Origin of the sequence: Kosakonia sp. H7A, from assembly GCF_003028445.1 — a bacterium.
GTDB lineage: Bacteria > Pseudomonadota > Gammaproteobacteria > Enterobacterales > Enterobacteriaceae > Kosakonia > Kosakonia radicincitans.
The window spans coordinates 561,523-581,624 of record NZ_PYTZ01000001.1; the positions used below are offsets into that span (position 1 = coordinate 561,523).

The window sequence follows — 20,102 nt, forward strand, 5'->3', positions numbered from 1 at the left end:
ATGCGGCAAGAACGAAACCATGCAAAAGAAATCTATTTACGTTGCCTACACCGGCGGTACCATCGGTATGCAACGCTCAGAACACGGTTATGTGCCGGTTTCCGGCCACCTGCAACGTCAACTGGCGCTGATGCCGGAGTTCCATCGCCCGGAGATGCCGGATTTCACGATTCACGAATATGCCCCGCTGATGGACTCTTCCGATATGACGCCGGAAGACTGGCAGCATATTGCTGATGATGTGAAAACGCACTACGACGAGTACGACGGTTTTGTCATTCTGCACGGCACCGACACCATGGCGTACACCGCGTCAGCACTGTCGTTTATGCTGGAAAATCTTGGCAAACCGGTCATTGTGACAGGGTCACAAATCCCACTCGCCGAGCTTCGCTCCGACGGACAAATTAATCTGCTGAACGCGCTGTATGTGGCGGCAAACTTCCCGATTAACGAAGTGACGCTGTTCTTCAACAATCGCCTCTATCGCGGTAACCGCACCACCAAAGCGCATGCGGACGGTTTTGATGCTTTCGCTTCGCCGAACCTGCCGCCGCTGCTGGAAGCCGGCATTCACATTCGCCGACTCAATACGCCACCAGCACCACATACAGTGGGAGATTTGATCGTACACCCTATCACCCCACAGCCGATTGGCGTGGTGACGATTTATCCGGGGATCTCCGCCGATGTGGTGCGTAATTTCCTGCTTCAGCCGGTAAAAGCATTGATTCTGCGCTCCTATGGTGTGGGAAATGCGCCGCAAAACAGCGAGTTCCTGAAAGCCTTGCAGGATGCCAGCGCGCGCGGCATCGTGGTGGTTAACCTGACACAATGTATGTCCGGCAAGGTGAATATGGGTGGCTACGCCACCGGCAACGCTCTCGCCCATGCCGGGGTGATTGGCGGCGCGGATATGACCGTCGAAGCCACGCTGACCAAACTGCACTACCTGCTGAGCCAGCAGCTTGATGCGGACGCGATCCGTACCGCCATGATGCAAAATCTGCGCGGTGAACTGACGCCGGATGAATGAGGAGGCTTGTATGACGCAACGTGCTCTGCTGTTGGTCGATATCCAGAATGATTTTTGCGCTGGCGGCGCGCTGGCCGTGGCCGAAGGCGACAGCACCGTGGATATTGCCAATACCCTGATCGACTGGTGCAAATCCCGTGGCGATGCGGTACTGGCAAGCCAGGACTGGCACCCCGCCGATCACGGCAGCTTTGCCAGCCAGCACGGTGTTGCGCCGTTTAGCACCGGCGAGCTGGACGGCTTAGCGCAAACGTTCTGGCCGGATCACTGTGTGCAGAACAGTGACGGCGCTGCGTTGCACCCATTGCTGAATCAGCAGGCTATTGATGAGGTGTTCCGCAAAGGTGAAGATCAGAACATCGACAGTTACAGTGCGTTTTTCGATAACGATCACCGCAAAGCTACGGCGCTGCATGGCTGGCTGCAACAGCACGGTATTCGCGAGTTAATCGTGCTGGGGCTGGCCACCGACTACTGCGTCAAATTCAGCGTGCTGGATGCGCTGCAACTGGGCTACGAGGTCAGCGTGATCAGCGACGGCTGCCGCGGCGTCAATATTCAGCCGCAGGACAGCACGCAGGCATTTATGGAGATGGCGGTAGAAGGTGCCACGCTCTATACATTGGCGGACTGGCAGGAAACACACGCCTGAGAGACAAAGCCGGATGGCGGCTGTTGCCGTCCGGCTTACAGTTTTACAGGCCAGATAAGGCGAAGCCCCCCTCTGGCATTGCGCGACGCTTATGACTTAAATGTCGCGATCGGCTTCGGCGCAATGCCGAAATCCTCTTTCAACTGCTGCTTACTTTTCATCACCATTTGCCCGTTGGTGTCGATGGTCATGTGCTGCGCCTGCGTGTTGTTGCGCGCCTGCCATAACATCACCAGTTGCAGGCTGTTCTCTTTTTGCTCCGGCGTCAGCGCCACGCCGTCTGGCCATTTTCCTAATTCAACGGCCGTCGCCAGTCGCTGGTAGATCTCTGGCGTCATACTGTTAACAATTTGTTCGAGATCCATATTACTCATCTCCGTGGAATAATAGCTGAATCGATTTTTCAACCACGAGTCTGGCTACCGTCTTCATCATCCATGAAACTCAGCGAGGCGGAGTTCACGCAATAACGCTCTCCGGTCGGCTGCGGGCCGTCCGGGAAGACATGGCCCAGATGCGCGTCACATTTCCCGCAGCGAATTTCTATGCGCTGCATACCGTGGGAGTAGTCATTGATGTAGCGGATCGCGTCTTCACTTACCGGCTCAAAAAAACTCGGCCAGCCGCAGCCAGAATCGTACTTGGTTTGAGAATTGAACAGCGCAGCATCGCACACCAGGCAATGGTAAACGCCATCGCGTTTGTTATGCAGCAGACGGCCCGTAAAAGGGGGTTCTGTGCCGTGATTTTGCGTCACATAAAACTGCATTTCAGTCAGTTCTTTTTTCAGGTCGTCTTCGGAGGAATTATTCGCCATATGCTCACATCTCGCGGTAAAAGTAAGACCATTTTTTCCAACGATTCTAACAAAACATTAACACTAGGGTGCTAACTTTTGTTCTAAACTTAGCAGTTGCGATAAAGCAGCCAGGTAATTGTGATGCGTTTCACATTTTTATCCTGTCTGACCTTTAAAATCCCACGCGGCGCCTCCATATGGGGAGGATGCTCAAAGGAAGAGTGAGGCGAGTCAGTCGAACAAAGGTTATGCGGAGGATTGATTTGTCGCAATGATTGACACGATTCCGCTTGACGCTGCGTACGGTTTTTGTAATTTTACAGCCAACCTTTTATTCACTAACAAATAGCTGGTGGAATATATGACTATCAAAGTAGGTATCAACGGTTTTGGCCGTATCGGTCGCATTGTTTTCCGTGCTGCTCAGGAACGTTCTGACATCGAAATCGTTGGTATCAACGATCTGTTGGACGCTGACTACATGGCGTACATGCTGAAATATGACTCCACTCACGGCCGTTTCAACGGTACCGTAGAAGTGAAAGACGGCAACCTGGTTGTTAACGGTAAAACCATCCGTGTTACTGCTGAGAAAGATCCGGCTAACCTGAAATGGAACGAAATCGGCGTTGACGTTGTTGCTGAAGCTACCGGTATCTTCCTTACCGATGAAACTGCTCGTAAGCACATCACTGCTGGCGCGAAAAAAGTGGTTCTGACTGGTCCGTCCAAAGACAACACTCCGATGTTTGTTCGCGGCGCGAACTTCGACAAATATGCTGGCCAGGACATCGTTTCCAACGCATCCTGCACCACCAACTGCCTGGCTCCGCTGGCTAAAGTTATCAACGACAACTTCGGCATCATCGAAGGTCTGATGACCACTGTTCACGCAACCACCGCAACTCAGAAAACCGTTGATGGCCCGTCTCACAAAGACTGGCGCGGCGGCCGCGGCGCATCCCAGAACATCATCCCGTCCTCTACCGGTGCTGCTAAAGCTGTAGGGAAAGTACTGCCGGAACTGAACGGCAAACTGACTGGTATGGCGTTCCGCGTTCCGACTCCGAACGTATCTGTTGTTGACCTGACAGTTCGTCTGGAAAAAGCAGCGTCTTACGAAGAAATCAAGAAAGCCATCAAAGCCGCTTCTGAAGGCCCGATGAAAGGCGTTCTGGGTTACACCGAAGACGACGTTGTATCTACCGATTTCAACGGTGAAGTTTGCACTTCCGTGTTCGATGCTAAAGCTGGTATCGCACTGAACGACAACTTCGTGAAACTGGTTTCCTGGTACGACAACGAAACTGGCTACTCTAACAAAGTTCTGGACCTGATCGCTCACATCTCCAAATAAGTTGAGATGAGAACATGATCTGAAAGAGCGACTTCGGTCGCTCTTTTTTTTGTTTTCAAGACAGAGGATTGCGTTAATGATTACAAAAATTTTTGCACTTCCGGTACTCGAAAAAATTACCCCAACGCTTACCCGCCGTAAAATGGACGAACTGGATGTGTTAGTCGTTGAACATCCGCAGGTTAAAGCCGCCTTTACCTTACAGGGCGCACATCTGCTCTCCTGGAAACCGCAGAGCGAACAGGAAGTCCTGTGGCTGAGCGGCAACACCCCGTTTAAAGATGGCGTCGCAATCCGTGGCGGTATTCCGGTGTGCTGGCCGTGGTTTGGCCCGGCAAAACAGCAAGGCCTGCCTGCGCACGGTTTTGCGCGCAATCTGCCGTGGACGCTGAAAGCGCACAACGAAGATGCAAGCGGCGTGGTACTGACTTTTGAACTGCAAAGCAGCGATGCCTCGCGCAAATTCTGGCCGCACGACTTTACTCTGTATGCACGTTATAAACTGGGCGCAACCTGTGAAATTGAACTGGAAGCCCACGGTGAGTTTGAAACCACCTCCGCCCTGCACACCTATTTCAACGTTGGTGATATCGCCGCGGTGAAAGTGAGCGGCCTGGGCGATCGCTTTATCGACAAAGTGAATGACGCAAAAGAAGATGTGCTGGCCGATGGCGTACAAACCTTCCCGGATCGTACCGATCGCGTCTATCTGAATGCTGAAGGTTGCAGTCTGATTCATGATGCCGCGCTGAACCGCACGATTGAAGTGACTCACAGCCATAACGCCAACGTGGTGGCCTGGAACCCGGGTCCGGCGCTCTCCGTCAGCATGGCCGACATGCCGGACGATGGTTATAAAACCTTTGTCTGCGTGGAATCAGTCAATGCGACCGTCGCGCAAAAAGCGACCGCCGAAAAACCGTCCCGCCTGGCACAGAGCATCCGCGTGGTTAAACGCTGATCCGCTGCCTACCCTCTCCCGCCGGGAGAGGGTTAAAGCACGTTATTACACAACATCGAGCGGTGTTTTACGGTTGGGCGCCGGAAACGCATTATCGAGTCGCGCCAAATCATCCGCATTGAGCACGATTTTCAACGCTGCCGCATTTTCCTCGACGTGCGCCACGCTCGCCGCTTTGGGTATTGCCATCACCCCCTGATGACTGATAACCCACGCCAGCAGAATTTGCGCCGCGCTGGCGCGGTGCGCATGGGCAATATCCTGCACCACACGGCTTTCCAGTAAACCATCCCGCAGACGCCCGGCCTGCGCCAGCGGACAATACGCCATGACAGGCATCGCCTGCTGCTGGCACCAGGGCAGTAAATCGAATTCAATCCCGCGGGAGCCGAGGTGATACAGCACCTGATCGGTAGCGCAAGCCTCACCGCCGCTGACGCGGGAAAGTTCCTGCATATCGCTGTAATCGAGGTTAGAGACGCCCCAGCGGCGGATTTTGCCCTGCTGCATCAGCGTTTCCATCACCTCGACCGTTTCAGCAAGCGAGTAGTTGCCACGCCAGTGCAGCAGATAGAGATCGAGCACATCGGTTTTCAGGCGACGCAAACTCGCTTCACAGGCCGCGATCGCTTTTTTACCCGCCGCATTCCACGGATAAACTTTGGAAACCAGAAACGCCTTATCGCGCAAACCGCCCTGTAGTGCTTCGCCGACCACCTCTTCAGCACCACCTTCCGCGTACATTTCGGCGGTATCAATCAGCGTCAGCCCCAGATCGATGCCCGCACGTAGCGCATCCACTTCTTTTGCCCGCATGCGTGAATTTTCACCCATGTACCAGGTGCCCTGGCCGATCGCGGGTAGCGTTGCGTTACCGGTAAAAACGATGTTTTTCTCTGCCATCTTCTCCCCCTGCGATAAATGCACCACCGTAAAACAAAACAGGGCCAAAGGCCCTGTTTTAATGCACAGATTACGCTATTCAAATGCACAATCAGAAACGGTAGGTGACACCCGTGGATAACAAACCCGCCCAGGATTTATCCACCATCGGACTGTCTTTTATTTCATCCGACAGATGGGTATAGCGGCCGGTGCCGTAGATGCTCCAGCTATCGGTCAGGCGGTAGCTGACGCTCAGCTCAAGATACGGGTTCCAGCTACTGTCTGGATCGTAGCTGTTTAAACCGCTGCGACGCGCTTCAGAAGCGGAGACGCCATAATAGTACTCATTCTGGTTGTCGCTATTCCACTCAACGCCAATCCCCGGAGTCACCGTCAGACCGCCGTTGTGGTATGCGTACAACCACGCGGCATCCCAGGTGATACCGTTGCTGTTATCCAGCACATCGCCAGCAAGCGTGGTGCGCAGGAAACCATACGGCGTGTTGTGAATATACGATAGCCCCGCCATCATGGTCGCTTTACGGCGTTCTAACTGGCGTAACTGATTGTTATCACTGTCTTTCGGTTTAAACTGCCACGGTGAATAGTAGGCCGTAATCGACAGCTTATCCGCATCATCATTCCACAGATAGTAGCCGCCACCGATGCCACGAAACCAGAAATCATCGCCTTCATAGGTGATCACCGGAATCGGCAGTACATCCCTGTCATACTGTTTGTACGGCGTTTCCACGACGCCGACACCAGCGCCCAGGGAAAAGGTATTTTCTGCATTCGCCGCAAAAGCGGAACCTGCAGTCAGCACACCCAGTGCCAGGAGTTTGAGTTTGGTCACAGTCCTTTCTTTCCTGTAGTCAAATAATTGGCGCAAGAAGTTTAACCGCCCACGACATCCTACCCAAATTTTTTTACCTGAGCATTACAAAAAAGACGCTAACTGTTCATAACGCCTCGCCTGGCATATCCGGTGTGACAAAATGCTGCTGCCCCCGGCTCAGCAAAACTGCGGTGAGCCGTTTCTGGAATTACTGGCGATAAATGACGCGCTGTACATACTGTTACACGGCAATACTCATCATTCCCCTGCGGCTGGTATATAGTGTCGCGGAAACAAAGTTTCCTTTGTCTGTGACCTTAAAAAAAACAACAATTTTGAAACATAAGAACATCAAGTAATTTCACGTTTATAATGAAAATCAAAAATACTTTTTGCCTACATATCCTGATGGCACTTCTTGCCGTCCTGTTCCTTTGTATTCATCCACTGATGAACAGTTATGCCCCGCCGCTTAAATTCCAGCCGCTGATCGAATCTATGGACGGAACGACAAAAGAACAGGCGGAAAAAATAGCGACTATTTCCCATGCATTACAGGGCAATGCGATTTTTTTCATTGGTGCATCGGAGGTAGCCACCTCTGAAGATGAGCCTTACGCTGTATATAATTATCTGAACAATGATTTACATCGTAATGTAGTTGCATTTGGCGACAGTTTTGATGACAGCATCACCCATTTTCTTTTGCTGTCACGCTTTAAAGATTCCCTTAACGCAAACAGTAAAGTGGTTTTACTACTGGCCCCCGACAGCTTTTATTCTACTGGTGTGCCTCCCACTATTTTCGCTAACAATTTCCCGGCGCCCGTATTTAATCCATTAATGCAGGATGAACAGACTCGCCCATTTTTGGTCAATTACTTGCGCAAAATAGATAAAAAGGAAACCAGCCATTTAACGTTTGCACAAATGAAAATCTCTGGCTGGGACCTGGACAATATCTGGCAAGAAGTCAGTTATGAGTTTGACAACTTCTGCACGCTGATAAAAAACGACTGGCTGACGATGCTGCATATTGTCCCTTCACCTGCGCGGCCCTGGCCGGTGCAACCTGCCGTTGCCATCACACCGGATTGGGATCGCGAACTGGCTCATGCCCGCAAACTGAACGAAGCGCGTCAGGAAAGCGCCGACACCTTGTGGATGGATAAAACTGTCTATGAACCGGGCGAAAAACCGGAAGTGTGGGACGACTCGCCCGTTGAACCCGAACAAATGAAAGCGTTTCGCGCCATGATCCAGTTGCTGAAAGAACACCACGTCCAGGTGGTAGTCATTATCGATGCGATTAACCGGCGCGCGGTGCAAAACCCCGAACTCGTACAGCCTGCAGTAACACAGACGACGGCCATCCTGAAAGAAAATCAGATCCCGTATCTTGATATGTATTCAATGCCCTATCAGAACGGCTGGAACTGGGATCGCCTGCATCCTACCGACCTCGCATGGGTTCCGATGGACCGCTTTATTGTTGAGAGTTTTAAATGATGAAATACGCTATTCGCCTGTTTTTCCTTTACCTCTTACTGGCGGTCACCATTATCGCGTGGTCCTCTGTTGATGAAAGCATGAATTTAAAAGTGCACTTTGAATATCAAAAGTTCTGAGGAATGAATGATGTACAGCTCCGGAACCTTTTTCTTCTTTCTCTTTTCTTCGGCGTTGCTGTTTGCGCTGGTTAACCGGGTGTTGCGTTACCGGTTAACTTATTTATCCGCTTTTTCCGTGCTGGCGGCATTCGGCTGGGGATATATATTTCAGGGTGATTACATTGTCCCTGTTGCGGTATTCCTCAGTTTTTATGTTCTCGTGACCTTAAAAGAGAAAGGCTGGTTAAAAACCTGGCAAGCGGTAAGTTTAACCCTGCTGCCTTTGTTCGCGGTGAAATTACATTTAAATAATCACTGGGGAATGATTGGCTTATCTTTTATGACTTTCCGCGCCATTGATGTCCTGCTCTACCGCAACAAAAAAGATGGCAACAATGTTTTACATTATTTCTGTTACCTGTTTATGCCGTTTATTATTCTGGCCGGTCCGATGTATCGCTGGCGAACATGGATCACAGATATTAATAAACCGCTATTTACGTTGACACGTGAGCAATTTCTCGTTGCCGCAGAACGCATTTTTACCGGCATTATCCAGAAATTCTTATTTGCCATGCTGATCGATAACCTGGTCATTCAGTCGTGGAGCCATCGTCCGTTTACCTTAAGTGTTGGCATTGTTATGTCGCTGGCCTATAGCGCCTATCTCTATTTTGATTTTGCCGGTTACAGCAATATGGCAATCGGTGCCGCGCGTCTGTTTGGTCTTAATATTCCGGCAAATTTCAATATGCCCATTCTGGCGAAAAATCCACAGGATTTCTGGCGCCGTTTCCATATCAGTCTGTCTGAATGGTTACGCGATGTGGTCTTTATGCCGATTTATATGAATTTAATGAAGCTCGACTTTTTCCGTCAGAACAAAACGCTGGCGCAGAATATCGGTATTTTCTGCACGCTGTTTTGTATGGGGGCATGGAACGGGCTCGAACGGCACTATGTCATTAGCGGCGCGCTGTTTGGCGCCATTTCAGTTGCACACAACATGTTGCAATGGTCAGCGAAGCGCAGCCCGGCACTGAACCGTTGGTTGCAATACCCCGTGATGCTCTTTTTGGGACGCCTGTTAACGCTCGCAAGCGCTGCGGTATCCCTTTACATTTTTAGCGGAATGTCTCCCCTATGAATCTTCACTCTGATCTCCAGGCGCTCCAGGATTTCCTGCGTGCAGCATTACTCGATCCCGCTCGTCCGCATCAGTTAGCGATCAGCGGCAGCGATGAAACATTAACCTGGCAACAACTCTCTGTGGCGGTAACAGAGTGGTTACAGCGCTATCAGCGTTGCCAGCCACCGGCAGGAACGCCAGTGGTGTTATATGGCCACCAGCAGGCGGAATTCGCGGTGGCAATCTATAGTTGCCTGCTCCACAACATTCCCTATATTCCGGTGGACTGCATTTACCCCCAGGAAAGGCTGAAGGAGATTTGCCACCTCGCCAGCGCGCCGTACTACTACGACGTAGCGACCCGGCAGTTTGTGCCAACCGGTGAAGTCGGCCAGCCGCTGGCAGAACCGGATCTCGCCTATATCATGTTTACTTCTGGTAGTACTGGTAAACCGAAGGGCGTGCAGATCGGGCGGGAAAGCGTGTGGCATTTTATGCAGTGGGTGAGCCAGGATTTCGCGTTGCCGCAAGTGCCGGTGCTGATGAACCACGCACTGTTCAGTTTCGATCTCTCGTTGATTCCATTACTGGCGAATCTGGCAACAGGCGGCCACATTGTGCTAAATGCCAAAGAAGATATCGCGGCGGAAGACTGGCTCACCCGGCTGAAAAATAATGCTGTCTCAGTCTGGGTTTCCACCCCCTCTTTCGCCTACCAGAAATTGCTCTCGCCGCAGTTCAATAGCGACTTTTTACCGACGCTTGGCGTGTTTATATTTATCGGCGAGGTGCTCAACAAAGCGCTGGTTAAACAGCTGCGCCGCCGTTTTCCGCACGCCAAAATCCTCAACTCCTATGGTCCGACCGAAGCGACTATCGCCACCACCGTGGTTGAAATCACCGATGAGATAGTGAACCGCGAGAACGACCTGCTGCCGATCGGCACCATGATGCCGGAATCCAGAATGGAGATTACTGCAGAGGGTGAGCTGATAATCTGGGGCAAAAACGTGATGCGTGGCTATCTCGGCCTGCCGCAGGAGAACGCAGAAAAATTGCTGCGCCGGGAAGGCGAAGCATGGCGCGGCTATAAAACGGGCGATCTCGGCTATGAAGATGGGCTTCTTTACTGCCAGGGACGTAATGACAGCCAGATCAAACTCAACGGCTACCGCATTGAAATCAACGAGATTGAAAACCGCCTGCTGGCGATGTCCGGCATTCGTGAGGCGGTCGTATTGCCGTTGATGAAAACGGGCGGCGGCGTGCTGCGTATCGCGGCGTTCTGCGTAACAAAACTGGCACCTGACGCTATCAAACATTCACTTTCACAGGTGGTGCCATCATACATGGTGCCGTCGCAAATCATTATCCAGGACGCTTTGCCGTTGAACCCTAACGGTAAAATCGACCGTAAACTGCTGGACAGCCACGCCCGCAGCAACTGATTACACAGGAAAAGACAATGGAACAAGAAATTCTCGCGCTGTTTGAAAAGATTCTGTCCCGCAAGGTGGGCTTTCATGATGAGCTGATCGAGTCCGATATTCTCGACTCCATTCTCGCGGTAGATATGGTTCTGGAAGTGCAGGACGTTTACGGCTGCATGATCCCGCCGACGGAAGTCGCCAGCGTGCTGAAAACGCCCGCCGATTTAGCACGTTACGTTGAAGAGCACCGCGGCTAATCACACGGGCTTTATGATATTCAAAAGCTCCAGGCATTATCGCCAGGAGCTTTTTTTCGTCTTAACAACGAAAAAACGCCCCTCTGTCATCATCGTTTCACACTGCTCACGTAGTTAATATTGTCGCTCATCTTTGTACTGAGACGAAGTGACCATGACGGCGTCACTTTTTCTATACTTGCGATTCCGCACATCCTGTAAAAATTTACCAACATTCGCCCGGTGCGAAATGTTGGCATTTTCCAACGCAAAAACCCGCTATCAATCATAAAAAATCTGTATAAATCAAATTAGACAGATATTTAATCTAAATAATGAGTAAAAAACACCCTCCTGCCATCAGAATCGTCTCCAGCGATAACTTGATCAAAGACGGATACACGCTCATAACAGATAGGACGGAGCAGATTTTTTATCCCGTTGGTTTGCGACGCTAAAAGTGGAAAAACTGATAGCTGTAATGTTCCCACAGATTAAGAAAGGACGGCATGCCATGAATATATTCGATCACTATCGCCAGCGTTATGAAGCTGCCAAGGACGAAGAGTTCACTTTGCAGGAGTTTCTTGCTATCTGTAAGCAAGATCGTAGTGCCTATGCTAACGCCGCTGAAAGGCTGCTGATGGCTATAGGTGAACCTGTGATGGTAGACACCGCCCAGGAGCCACGGCTTTCCCGTCTCTTTTCGAACCGGGTCATTGGACGCTACCCGGCATTTGAAGAATTCTATGGCATGGAAGAGGCAATAGAACAAATTGTCTCGTACCTCAAACATGCCGCTCAGGGTCTGGAAGAGAAGAAACAGATTCTCTATTTACTCGGCCCGGTGGGCGGCGGGAAATCGTCGCTGGCTGAACGGCTGAAATCCTTAATGCAACGGGTGCCGATTTACGTGCTGAGCGCCAATGGCGAACGCAGCCCGGTAAACGACCATCCTTTGTGCCTGTTTAACCCGCAGGAAGATGCGCAGATCCTTGAGAAAGAGTACAACGTTCCGCGTCGCTATCTCGGCACCATTATGTCGCCGTGGGCCGCCAAACGTCTGCACGAATTCGGCGGCGACATCAGCAAATTCCGTGTGGTCAAAGTATGGCCGTCGATTCTGGAACAGATCGCCATCGCCAAAACTGAACCGGGTGATGAAAACAACCAGGACATCTCCGCGCTGGTGGGTAAAGTGGATATCCGCAAGCTGGAAAACCACGCGCAAAACGATCCGGATGCTTACGGTTATTCCGGCGCGCTGTGCCGGGCAAACCAGGGGGTCATGGAATTCGTCGAAATGTTCAAAGCACCGATCAAGGTGCTGCACCCACTGCTGACCGCCACGCAGGAGGGGAACTATAACGGTACGGAAGGCATATCCGCCCTGCCGTTTAACGGCATTATCCTCGCCCACTCGAACGAATCGGAATGGGTGCAGTTCCGTAACAACAAAAACAACGAAGCATTTCTTGACCGTGTTTACATCGTCAAGGTGCCTTATTGCCTGCGCATCTCGGAAGAGATGAAAATTTACGAAAAACTGCTCAATCACAGTGAGCTGTCCCATGCGCCATGCGCGCCGGGCACGCTGGAAACACTGGCGCGTTTCTCGATCCTGTCGCGTCTGAAAGAGCCGGAAAACTCGAGCATCTACTCGAAAATGCGGGTCTACGATGGTGAAAGCCTGAAAGATACCGATCCGAAAGCCAAATCATACCAGGAGTATCGCGACTACGCCGGGGTCGATGAAGGGATGAACGGTCTGTCGACGCGTTTCGCCTTTAAGATCCTCTCCCGCGTGTTTAACTTCGATCATGTGGAAGTGGCGGCCAACCCGGTGCATCTGTTCTACGTACTGGAGCAGCAAATTGAGCGCGAGCAGTTCCCGCAAGAGCTGGCCGAGCGTTACCTGGAGTTCCTGAAAGGCTATCTGATCCCGAAATACGCCGAGTTTATCGGCAAAGAGATCCAGACGGCGTACCTGGAATCCTACTCCGAATATGGGCAGAACATTTTCGACCGTTATGTCACTTATGCGGATTTCTGGATCCAGGATCAGGAGTATCGCGACCCGGATACCGGCCAGTTGTTTGACCGTGAATCCCTGAACGCGGAACTGGAAAAAATCGAGAAACCGGCAGGGATCAGCAACCCGAAAGATTTCCGTAACGAAATAGTCAATTTTGTGCTGCGCGCCCGCGCCAACAACAACGGCCGCAACCCGAACTGGACCAGTTACGAAAAACTGCGCACGGTCATCGAGAAGAAAATGTTCTCGAATACCGAAGAGCTTTTGCCGGTCATTTCGTTTAATGCCAAAACCTCAACCGACGAGCAGAAAAAGCATGACGACTTTGTCGATCGTATGATGGAAAAAGGCTACACCCGCAAGCAGGTTCGCCTGCTCTGCGAATGGTATCTGCGTGTTCGTAAATCATCATAACAACGATCGGGCCGCGCCCTGCGCGCGGCCTGTTGCAAAGTTGGCATTCGCAGCGGGAGGCACTAATGACCTGGTTCATTGACCGACGTCTGAACGGCAAAAACAAAAGCACGGTTAACCGCCAGCGATTTTTACGCCGTTATAAAGCACAAATAAAACAGTCGATTTCCGAAGCCATTAACAAACGCTCGGTGACCGACGTGGAGAACGGCGAGTCTGTCTCCATCCCAACGGAAGATATCAGCGAACCGATGTTTCATCAGGGGCGCGGCGGCTTACGTCATCGCGTGCATCCGGGAAACGATCATTTTGTGCAAAACGACCGTATCGAACGCCCGCAAGGCGGCGGTGGCGGTTCCGGTAGCGGCCAGGGTGAAGCCAGCCCTGACGGCGAAGGCCAGGATGAATTCGTCTTTCAGATCTCCAAAGATGAGTATCTCGATCTGCTGTTTGAGGATCTGGCGCTGCCGAACCTGAAACAAAACCAGCAACGGCAGCTTAATGAATTTAAAACGCACCGCGCTGGCTACACCTCCAACGGTGTACCGGCGAATATCAGCGTCGTGCGATCGCTGCAAAATTCGCTCGCCCGTCGAACCGCGATGACTGCCGGTAAACGCCGTGAATTGCGCGAACTGGAAAATAGTCTCGAAACGGTGGAGAAAAGCGAACCGGCACAGTTACTTGAAGAGGAGCGTTTACGTAAAGAGATTGCGGAACTGCGCGCAAAAATCGAGCGTGTGCCGTTTATCGACACCTTTGATTTACGCTACAAAAACTACGAAAAACGCCCGGAACCTTCCAGTCAGGCGGTGATGTTTTGCCTGATGGACGTCTCCGGCTCGATGGATCAGGCCACCAAAGATATGGCCAAACGTTTTTACATCCTGCTCTATCTGTTCCTGAGCCGGACCTATAAAAACGTCGAAGTGGTCTATATCCGTCATCATACGCAGGCAAAAGAAGTGGATGAGCATGAGTTCTTCTACTCGCAGGAAACGGGCGGCACTATCGTTTCCAGCGCCCTGAAACTGATGGATGAAGTGGTCAAAGAGCGTTACGACCCGGCACAGTGGAACATCTATGCTGCGCAGGCGTCGGACGGCGATAACTGGGCGGACGACTCACCGCTGTGTCACGAAATCCTGGCGAAGAAAATCCTGCCAGTGGTGCGTTACTACAGCTACATTGAGATCACCCGCCGGGCGCACCAGACGCTGTGGCGCGAGTACGAACATCTGCAAACGATGTTCGATAACTTCGCCATCCAGCATATCCGCGATCAGGAAGATATCTACCCGGTATTTCGTGAACTGTTTCACAAGCAAACGGCAACATCAGGGAATTAACCACACATATCAGCCAGTCAGGCCCGCCCGGCTGGCTGATTCTCCTCAGGCGCGTTCTTTCCCGCAAACCCTTCTGATTCCGCTTGCGCGGAGCTAATCCACGAATTGCCCTACAAAAGCGCGGCTATTTCACCCCTTGTGAGCAAAGAAATGTGGCACATTTTACGCACGACAAATCGTGGCGTTCTCTTTCGTCGCGAAAGACAAATTGACAGGAACCGTGCGCATGATCGACCTTGAGGACTTAAAAGTATTTGTACAGAACCCTGAAATAAAAGGGATTATTGATACCGTCTGGGACGATCTGGGAGAAGCCTTCGTGCAAGCACAGGCCATCCTGCCCGCTGAAAAAGCGATGCCGCGCCGGGAACTCTCTTTTCACGACCACGTTAAGCTGCTCGGTTATCTCTGCTGGTTAGTGAATAATGCCAACGCCGCTGGCGATATTATTGAAATCGGCGTCTGGAAAGGCAAATCCAGCGCCTTTATGAACGCCCTCTGCCAGGGTAACCGCCGCATTATCAGCATCGACCCGATGGAATTGACGAACCAGCCTCTGGAACTGGGTTTCTACCACGAGCATATTTTCCCGGAAGTCACGCTGATACGCGGCTATTCGCAGCACAGTATTGAACGGGTAATGGCGCTGGCGCCGAAAACCATTCTGCTGCATATTGACGGCGGCCACCTGAAAGAGCACGTTCTTACCGATTTCCTGCTGTATGCGCCAACCGTGGTTAGCGGTGGATTTATTGTCTTCGATGATTATCGCGACTTCATCTACTCTCCGGAAGTCGGACCCGCAGTTGACCTGCTGCGCGCAGGCGGCTTCTTTAACGGATTCGACGTTATTGGTAGCGTTCCGGGCTTTGAAAACAGCTACCTTTTGCAAAAAAAATAAACAGTACACACAAAGCGTTGTTTGTAGTGCTTGTATTTTTTCGCCGCCCTTCAGGGCGGCTTTTTTATTCTCATCGTCCGGCGGGTGGATTATGCTTTCACTCTTACTGTTTGTTATTGGGAGAGATCATGTCTGAGATTGCCAGCCGCGACGTCCATCAACATCTGTTGACCCTGCTGGAACAGCAGCAAGCACGTTTTCAGGTAGTCGAGCACGACGCCGTCGGTAAATGCGAAGCGGTCAGTGAAATTCGCGGCACCGCCCTGGGTCAGGGCGCTAAAGCGCTGGTGTGCAAAATTAAAGGTAACGGTGTGAAAAAGCATGTGCTGGCGATCCTGGCCGCCGACCTGCAAGCCGATCTCAGCCGTCTGGCGCACCATTTTGGTGGTCTGAAAGCCTCGCTGGCCAGTCCGCTGGAGGTGGAGCAGCTCACCGCCTGCGTCTTCGGCGCGATTCCGCCGTTTAGCTTTCATCCGGATCTGCATCTGGTGGCCGACCCGGTGCTGTTTCAGCGCTTTGACGATATCGCCTTCAACGCTGGTCTGCTGGAAAAATCAGTGATTATGGATACACAAGATTACCTGCGCATTGCGCAGCCGGAAATTGTCGATTTCCGCCGTCTGTCCGCGTAATGGGCCGGTTACCACTCCGAGCGTTCCAGTATTAACACGCAGATCACCAGCCCAACGGCCAGCGTCGTAAACAGTGTGGTAAGAATATAGATATCTGATGGCATGATGGCGGCTCGCAATTGCCTGAAATTTCACCGGGCGATGCGCTATTGATAAGCGCCGAACATGACTGATTCATGACAGATTGCCAGAACTTGCGTAAAAAATCGCCACAAGTTCTGGCAACTGCCCGAAATTAGCCGTACGAAAGAAAAAAGCCTGCCTCATCATCCATTTATGCGTAGAGTGAACAGGCTTCTTTTTTTGGCAAGGAACCTCTGCATGTTTGATAGCACGCTGTTTATTTTGCTCGCGCTCGCCGCGCTGGGATTTGTCAGCCACAACACCACCGTCGCCGTTTCCATTCTGGTGCTGATTATTGTCCGCATCACTCCGCTGAACACCTTCTTTCCGTGGATAGAAAAACAGGGACTGACGGTGGGGATTATTATTCTGACGATTGGCGTGATGGCGCCGATTGCCAGCGGCTCGCTGCCGCCGTCCACCCTGTTGCACTCCTTCGTCAACTGGAAGTCGCTGGTGGCCATTGCGGTGGGTATTTTTGTCTCGTGGCTCGGCGGGCGCGGCGTGACATTAATGAGTACGCAGCCGTCGCTGGTGGCAGGGCTGCTGGTCGGCACCGTGCTGGGTGTGGCCCTGTTCCGGGGCGTTCCGGTCGGGCCACTGATTGCTGCCGGGCTGGTGTCGCTGCTAATTGGTCGGCAGTGAATAACGACGCTGGTGGCGTTTGACGGCAAACTCCAGCGCGCTGCACAGCAGGTAGTAGACCAGACCGGTAAAGATAAACAACGCCGCAGGATAGACCTGCACCCGGTTATTCACCTGCCCGGCTACGGTGGTCAGCTCCGGCACGTTGACGATAAATGCCAGCGAGGTGTCCTTCAGCAGCGCGACCAGCAACCCCACGTATGAGGGCAGCGCATTGCGTAACGCCTGTGGCAGCAGTACCAGCCGCAGGGTTTGCGCGCTGCTAAAACCACTGCTCAGCGCCGCTTCGTACTGGCCGTCTGGCAACGCGCCCAGCGCCGCCAGCGTCGAATACATTACCGATGCCGAGGTAAACCACGCCAGCGCCAGCGTTACGGTCACCGCGCCAGGCAGATCCGTTCCTGTCAGCCACGGCAGTAAAAACCACAGCCAGAAAATCACGAAGATCAGCGGAATGCCGCGGATAATCTCTGCCCACAGAAACAGTACCCTGCGCGGCAAGCCGCGAAAGCGCCAGGCGCAACAGGCCAGCAGCACGCCGCCGGGAAAGGCCAGCGCCGCCGCGCCAAAGGTCATCAGCAATGAGAGCAATACCCCGCCCGGTTCTCCCTGGGCTGCTCGCCCCCACAACAGATAATCGAGGTTATCGGTGATAACCGTAACGTTAGCGATCATGCTGCCCTCCCGCCGCGCGGCGTAGAATTCGCCAGCTTTGCGCCCCATTGAACAGCACGCTCATCACCAGCCCCAGCAGCAGATAGAGCGCGCTGCCAATGGCAAACGCTTCCAGCGCATGCGCGTTGTAACTTTCGATCTGTCGGGTCTGGTAGGTCAGTTCGCCAAGGCCAATCCCGGTGGCCAGCGAGGAGAGTTTCATCAGGTTGAGATATTGCCCCACCACCGGTTGCCAGGCATTGTGCAACCCCTGCGGCAACAGCACCCAGCGAAACAGCGCCAGCGGGCTGAACCCTTGCGACTCGGCCGCTTCAATTTGCCCGCGCGGTACCGCGTGTAGCCCGGCCTGAATCTCTTCCACCAGAAATGCGGCGGTAAACAGCCCTAAGGCCCAGGCGGAGGAGAGAAATTCCGGGGTAAACCACCAGACATTACCCGGCAGAATGCTGAATGCATGGTCGTCATTGACGTACTGGCGAAAACTCAGCGGCAGCAGGTTCCAGGCGGCGAAATACCAGAACAGTAACTGCACCAGCAAAGGCGTGTTGCGAAACAGCGAAACCCACACCGCCACCGCTCCACGCCCCACTTTGCCACCGGTCAACCGCAACGCCAGCAGCAGTACCGTCAGCGCCGTCGCCAGCAACATACCGGCGATAGTGACCCAAATGGTGGTGAGAAAACCGGAGACGATCCATTGCGCGGGCTGCCCGGTCAGCACGCCCGCCCAGTCGAGATGCAGCGCCATCACAACTCCTTGTTATCCGCGTGCAGCGGGTTGAGCACTTTTTGCAGGAAACGCTGCGCTCGGGGGTGTTGCGGCGCGGAGAAGAACTGTGCCGGTGCCGCCTGTTCCAGGATCTCGCCGCCGTCGATAAAGATCACCCGATCGGCAATTTCACGGGCAAACTGCATCTCGTGGGTAACAACAATCAGCGTGATGCCACTGTGCGCCAGCGATTTCATCACCTGCAACACCTCGCCAATCATCTCTGGATCCAGCGCCGAGGTGGGCTCGTCGAACAGAATGATATGCGGATCGGCAGCCAGCGTGCGGGCGATCGCCACCCGCTGCTGCTGCCCGCCGGAGAGCTGCGAGGGAAAGTGATGCGCTTTATCCTGCAACCCCACCCGCGCCAGGAGCGCCAGCGCGATAGCCTGCGCGTCACCGGCACTTTTACCGTGAATGTGCCGCAGCGCCAGCGTGATATTGTCCAGCGCGTTGAGGTGCGCATAGAGATTGAATTGCTGAAAGACGAAACCGACATGGCGACGCAGTCCGCGCAGCGCGCGCCCGGAGAGCGTGCTGGTCGGTTGGCCATCAACCTCAATCTCGCCGCTGCTCAGGGTTTCAAGCTGGTTGATCAGGCGGATCAGGGTCGATTTGCCGGAGCCAGAGGGGCCGCACACGGCCAGCACTTCACCAGCGGCGACCTGTAAATCAATGCCATTCAGCACAACATTATCGCCATAGCGTTTTGTGACGCCGCGAAATGTCACCGTTCCTTTTTGCACGGGAAACGCCTCCGTGGCGGGAGCCACAGAGGCGGAAAACAGACCTGACAGCATATTACTTCGCTTCTATTTTAAAGCTGCGTGGAGCCGGAGTTTTGGTTTGCGGGCCAAACCAGGTATCGTAGATTTTTGCCGCGTCGCCGCTCTTCTCAAGGTTCACCAGTTCATCATTCACCGCTTTCAGCAGCGCGGTTTCACCTTTACCCACCCCAACGCCAATCTCCTCTTTCGACAGCAGATCCGGCAGGATTTTAAATTTCGCTTTATCCGGCGCTTCCGCCAGTAACCCGGCCAGAATGGTGCTGTCTTGTGTAATCGCCTGTACGTTGCCATTACGCAGCGCGGTCAGCGCCAGTGGGATATCGTCATAGGCCAGCACGCGGGATTGCGGGAAGCGCTGGTGCAGCGCCTGCTCCCCGGTAGTGCCTTTCACTGCGCCGATACGCGCTTTGCTGTAGGCATCCAGTTTATCGGCAGCCGTTGCCGGGACGAGGAACTGCTGGCCGGTAACAAAATACGGCGTGGAGAAGTCAATCACCTGCGCGCGTTCCGGGGTGATGGTGATATCTGCAACAATCAGATCCACCTTGCCGGATTGTAACAGCGGAATGCGGTTCGCCGGATTGGTCGCGACCAGCTCCAGTTTCACCCCAAGGCTTTTCGCCAGAGCTTTAGCAAAATCGACGTCATAACCGACGATATCGTGCGATTTCGGATCAATTGCGCCAAACGGCGGGTTGGCGTCGAAGGTCGCCACTTTGACGACACCAGCGGCTTTGATATCCGCCAGTTTGTCGGCATGCGCAGCAAATGAGAGTGCGGAAAGGAGTGTCAGCGCGCTGAGCGCGGTGATTTTTGTGTGTAATGTGGTTGCCATGCT

At 53.0% G+C, this 20,102-nt stretch carries 21 protein-coding genes; 13 read left to right on the forward strand and 8 right to left on the reverse strand.

Annotation, left to right across the window (positions count from 1 at the left end; all coding sequences use genetic code 11):
* Window positions 1–19: 19 nt before the first annotated feature.
* On the forward strand, window positions 20–1,036 hold the full coding sequence (ansA, locus tag CWM66_RS02560; RefSeq protein WP_007374601.1) for an asparaginase: 1,017 nt from the start codon (window positions 20–22) through the stop codon (window positions 1,034–1,036).
* Between the two features lie 10 nt (window positions 1,037–1,046).
* The gene (pncA, locus tag CWM66_RS02565) at window positions 1,047–1,688 is read left to right on the forward strand and encodes a bifunctional nicotinamidase/pyrazinamidase (protein ID WP_035886133.1); all 642 of its coding nucleotides are present in this window, start codon (window positions 1,047–1,049) and stop codon (window positions 1,686–1,688) included.
* Window positions 1,689–1,777: 89 nt separating this feature from the next.
* Here the strand turns inward: pncA and CWM66_RS02570 are convergent, their stop codons facing one another.
* Window positions 1,778–2,053: a YeaC family protein gene (locus CWM66_RS02570; protein WP_007374599.1), complete on the reverse strand. Its 276-nt coding sequence runs from the start codon at window positions 2,051–2,053 to the stop codon at window positions 1,778–1,780.
* A gap of 38 nt (window positions 2,054–2,091) precedes the next feature.
* A complete protein-coding gene (msrB, locus tag CWM66_RS02575) occupies window positions 2,092–2,505 on the reverse strand; it encodes a peptide-methionine (R)-S-oxide reductase MsrB (RefSeq protein ID WP_007374598.1) in 414 nt (137 codons plus the stop codon).
* Window positions 2,506–2,848: 343 nt separating this feature from the next.
* Here msrB and gapA point away from each other — a divergent pair, with 343 nt between their 5' ends.
* Window positions 2,849–3,844 carry a glyceraldehyde-3-phosphate dehydrogenase gene (gapA, locus tag CWM66_RS02580; RefSeq protein WP_007374597.1) on the forward strand — a complete coding sequence of 332 codons (996 nt, stop codon included), beginning with the start codon at window positions 2,849–2,851 and terminating at the stop codon, window positions 3,842–3,844.
* 76 nt (window positions 3,845–3,920) lie between these two features.
* Window positions 3,921–4,805 carry a D-hexose-6-phosphate mutarotase gene (locus CWM66_RS02585; RefSeq protein WP_035886136.1) on the forward strand — a complete coding sequence of 295 codons (885 nt, stop codon included), beginning with the start codon at window positions 3,921–3,923 and terminating at the stop codon, window positions 4,803–4,805.
* A gap of 45 nt (window positions 4,806–4,850) precedes the next feature.
* On the opposite strand, the gene CWM66_RS02590 is transcribed toward CWM66_RS02585, so the two are convergent.
* Together CWM66_RS02590 and CWM66_RS02595 are read right to left on the reverse strand one after the other, a co-directional pair.
* Window positions 4,851–5,708, reverse strand: coding sequence for an aldo/keto reductase (locus CWM66_RS02590; protein ID WP_079518044.1), 858 nt, complete (start codon window positions 5,706–5,708; stop codon window positions 4,851–4,853).
* Between the two features lie 91 nt (window positions 5,709–5,799).
* Entirely contained in the window at window positions 5,800–6,546 is a 747-nt protein-coding gene (locus CWM66_RS02595) for a MipA/OmpV family protein (RefSeq protein ID WP_107146219.1), read from the reverse strand.
* A gap of 354 nt (window positions 6,547–6,900) precedes the next feature.
* On the opposite strand from CWM66_RS02595, the gene CWM66_RS02600 reads away from it, so the two are divergent.
* The 9 genes from CWM66_RS02600 to CWM66_RS02640 all read left to right on the forward strand — a co-directional run bounded on the left by CWM66_RS02600 (window position 6,901) and on the right by CWM66_RS02640 (window position 17,032).
* Window positions 6,901–8,037, forward strand: a complete 1,137-nt coding sequence (locus tag CWM66_RS02600) for a D-alanyl-lipoteichoic acid biosynthesis protein DltD (protein WP_071920658.1) — start codon at window positions 6,901–6,903, stop codon at window positions 8,035–8,037.
* Window positions 8,038–8,166: 129 nt separating this feature from the next.
* Window positions 8,167–9,285 (forward strand): MBOAT family O-acyltransferase, encoded by a 1,119-nt coding sequence (locus CWM66_RS02605; RefSeq protein ID WP_007374591.1) that lies wholly within the window; start codon window positions 8,167–8,169, stop codon window positions 9,283–9,285.
* On the forward strand, window positions 9,282–10,715 hold the full coding sequence (locus CWM66_RS02610) for an AMP-binding protein (RefSeq protein ID WP_007374590.1): 1,434 nt from the start codon (window positions 9,282–9,284) through the stop codon (window positions 10,713–10,715). Before CWM66_RS02605 ends, CWM66_RS02610 begins: the two co-directional genes overlap by 4 nt.
* Window positions 10,716–10,732: 17 nt before the next feature.
* Window positions 10,733–10,954, forward strand: coding sequence for an acyl carrier protein (locus CWM66_RS02615; RefSeq protein WP_035886147.1), 222 nt, complete (start codon window positions 10,733–10,735; stop codon window positions 10,952–10,954).
* Between the two features lie 493 nt (window positions 10,955–11,447).
* The gene (yeaG, locus tag CWM66_RS02620) at window positions 11,448–13,382 is read left to right on the forward strand and encodes a protein kinase YeaG (protein ID WP_007374587.1); all 1,935 of its coding nucleotides are present in this window, start codon (window positions 11,448–11,450) and stop codon (window positions 13,380–13,382) included.
* A 65-nt stretch (window positions 13,383–13,447) separates the two neighbouring features.
* Complete coding sequence (locus CWM66_RS02625) at window positions 13,448–14,731, forward strand: YeaH/YhbH family protein (RefSeq protein ID WP_007374586.1); 1,284 nt, start codon at window positions 13,448–13,450, stop codon at window positions 14,729–14,731.
* 226 nt (window positions 14,732–14,957) lie between these two features.
* Entirely contained in the window at window positions 14,958–15,632 is a 675-nt protein-coding gene (locus CWM66_RS02630; protein WP_007374585.1) for a class I SAM-dependent methyltransferase, read from the forward strand.
* A 128-nt stretch (window positions 15,633–15,760) separates the two neighbouring features.
* Window positions 15,761–16,264 (forward strand): YbaK/prolyl-tRNA synthetase associated domain-containing protein, encoded by a 504-nt coding sequence (locus CWM66_RS02635; RefSeq protein WP_007374584.1) that lies wholly within the window; start codon window positions 15,761–15,763, stop codon window positions 16,262–16,264.
* 321 nt (window positions 16,265–16,585) lie between these two features.
* Complete coding sequence (locus CWM66_RS02640; RefSeq protein ID WP_007374583.1) at window positions 16,586–17,032, forward strand: DUF441 domain-containing protein; 447 nt, start codon at window positions 16,586–16,588, stop codon at window positions 17,030–17,032.
* Here CWM66_RS02640 and CWM66_RS02645 read toward each other — a convergent pair.
* Genes CWM66_RS02645 through CWM66_RS02660 form a run of 4 tightly spaced genes read right to left on the reverse strand, consistent with a single transcriptional unit; the run spans window position 17,015 to window position 20,099 of the window.
* Window positions 17,015–17,707, reverse strand: coding sequence for an amino acid ABC transporter permease (locus CWM66_RS02645; protein ID WP_007374582.1), 693 nt, complete (start codon window positions 17,705–17,707; stop codon window positions 17,015–17,017). The two genes, CWM66_RS02640 and CWM66_RS02645, sit on opposite strands and share 18 nt — an antisense overlap.
* Window positions 17,697–18,455: an amino acid ABC transporter permease gene (locus CWM66_RS02650; RefSeq protein ID WP_035886151.1), complete on the reverse strand. Its 759-nt coding sequence runs from the start codon at window positions 18,453–18,455 to the stop codon at window positions 17,697–17,699. Before CWM66_RS02650 ends, CWM66_RS02645 begins: the two co-directional genes overlap by 11 nt.
* Entirely contained in the window at window positions 18,455–19,276 is an 822-nt protein-coding gene (locus CWM66_RS02655) for an amino acid ABC transporter ATP-binding protein (RefSeq protein ID WP_007374580.1), read from the reverse strand. Before CWM66_RS02655 ends, CWM66_RS02650 begins: the two co-directional genes overlap by 1 nt.
* A gap of 1 nt (window position 19,277) precedes the next feature.
* Entirely contained in the window at window positions 19,278–20,099 is an 822-nt protein-coding gene (locus tag CWM66_RS02660; protein WP_071920655.1) for an ABC transporter substrate-binding protein, read from the reverse strand.
* Between the last annotated feature and the right edge of the window lie 3 nt (window positions 20,100–20,102).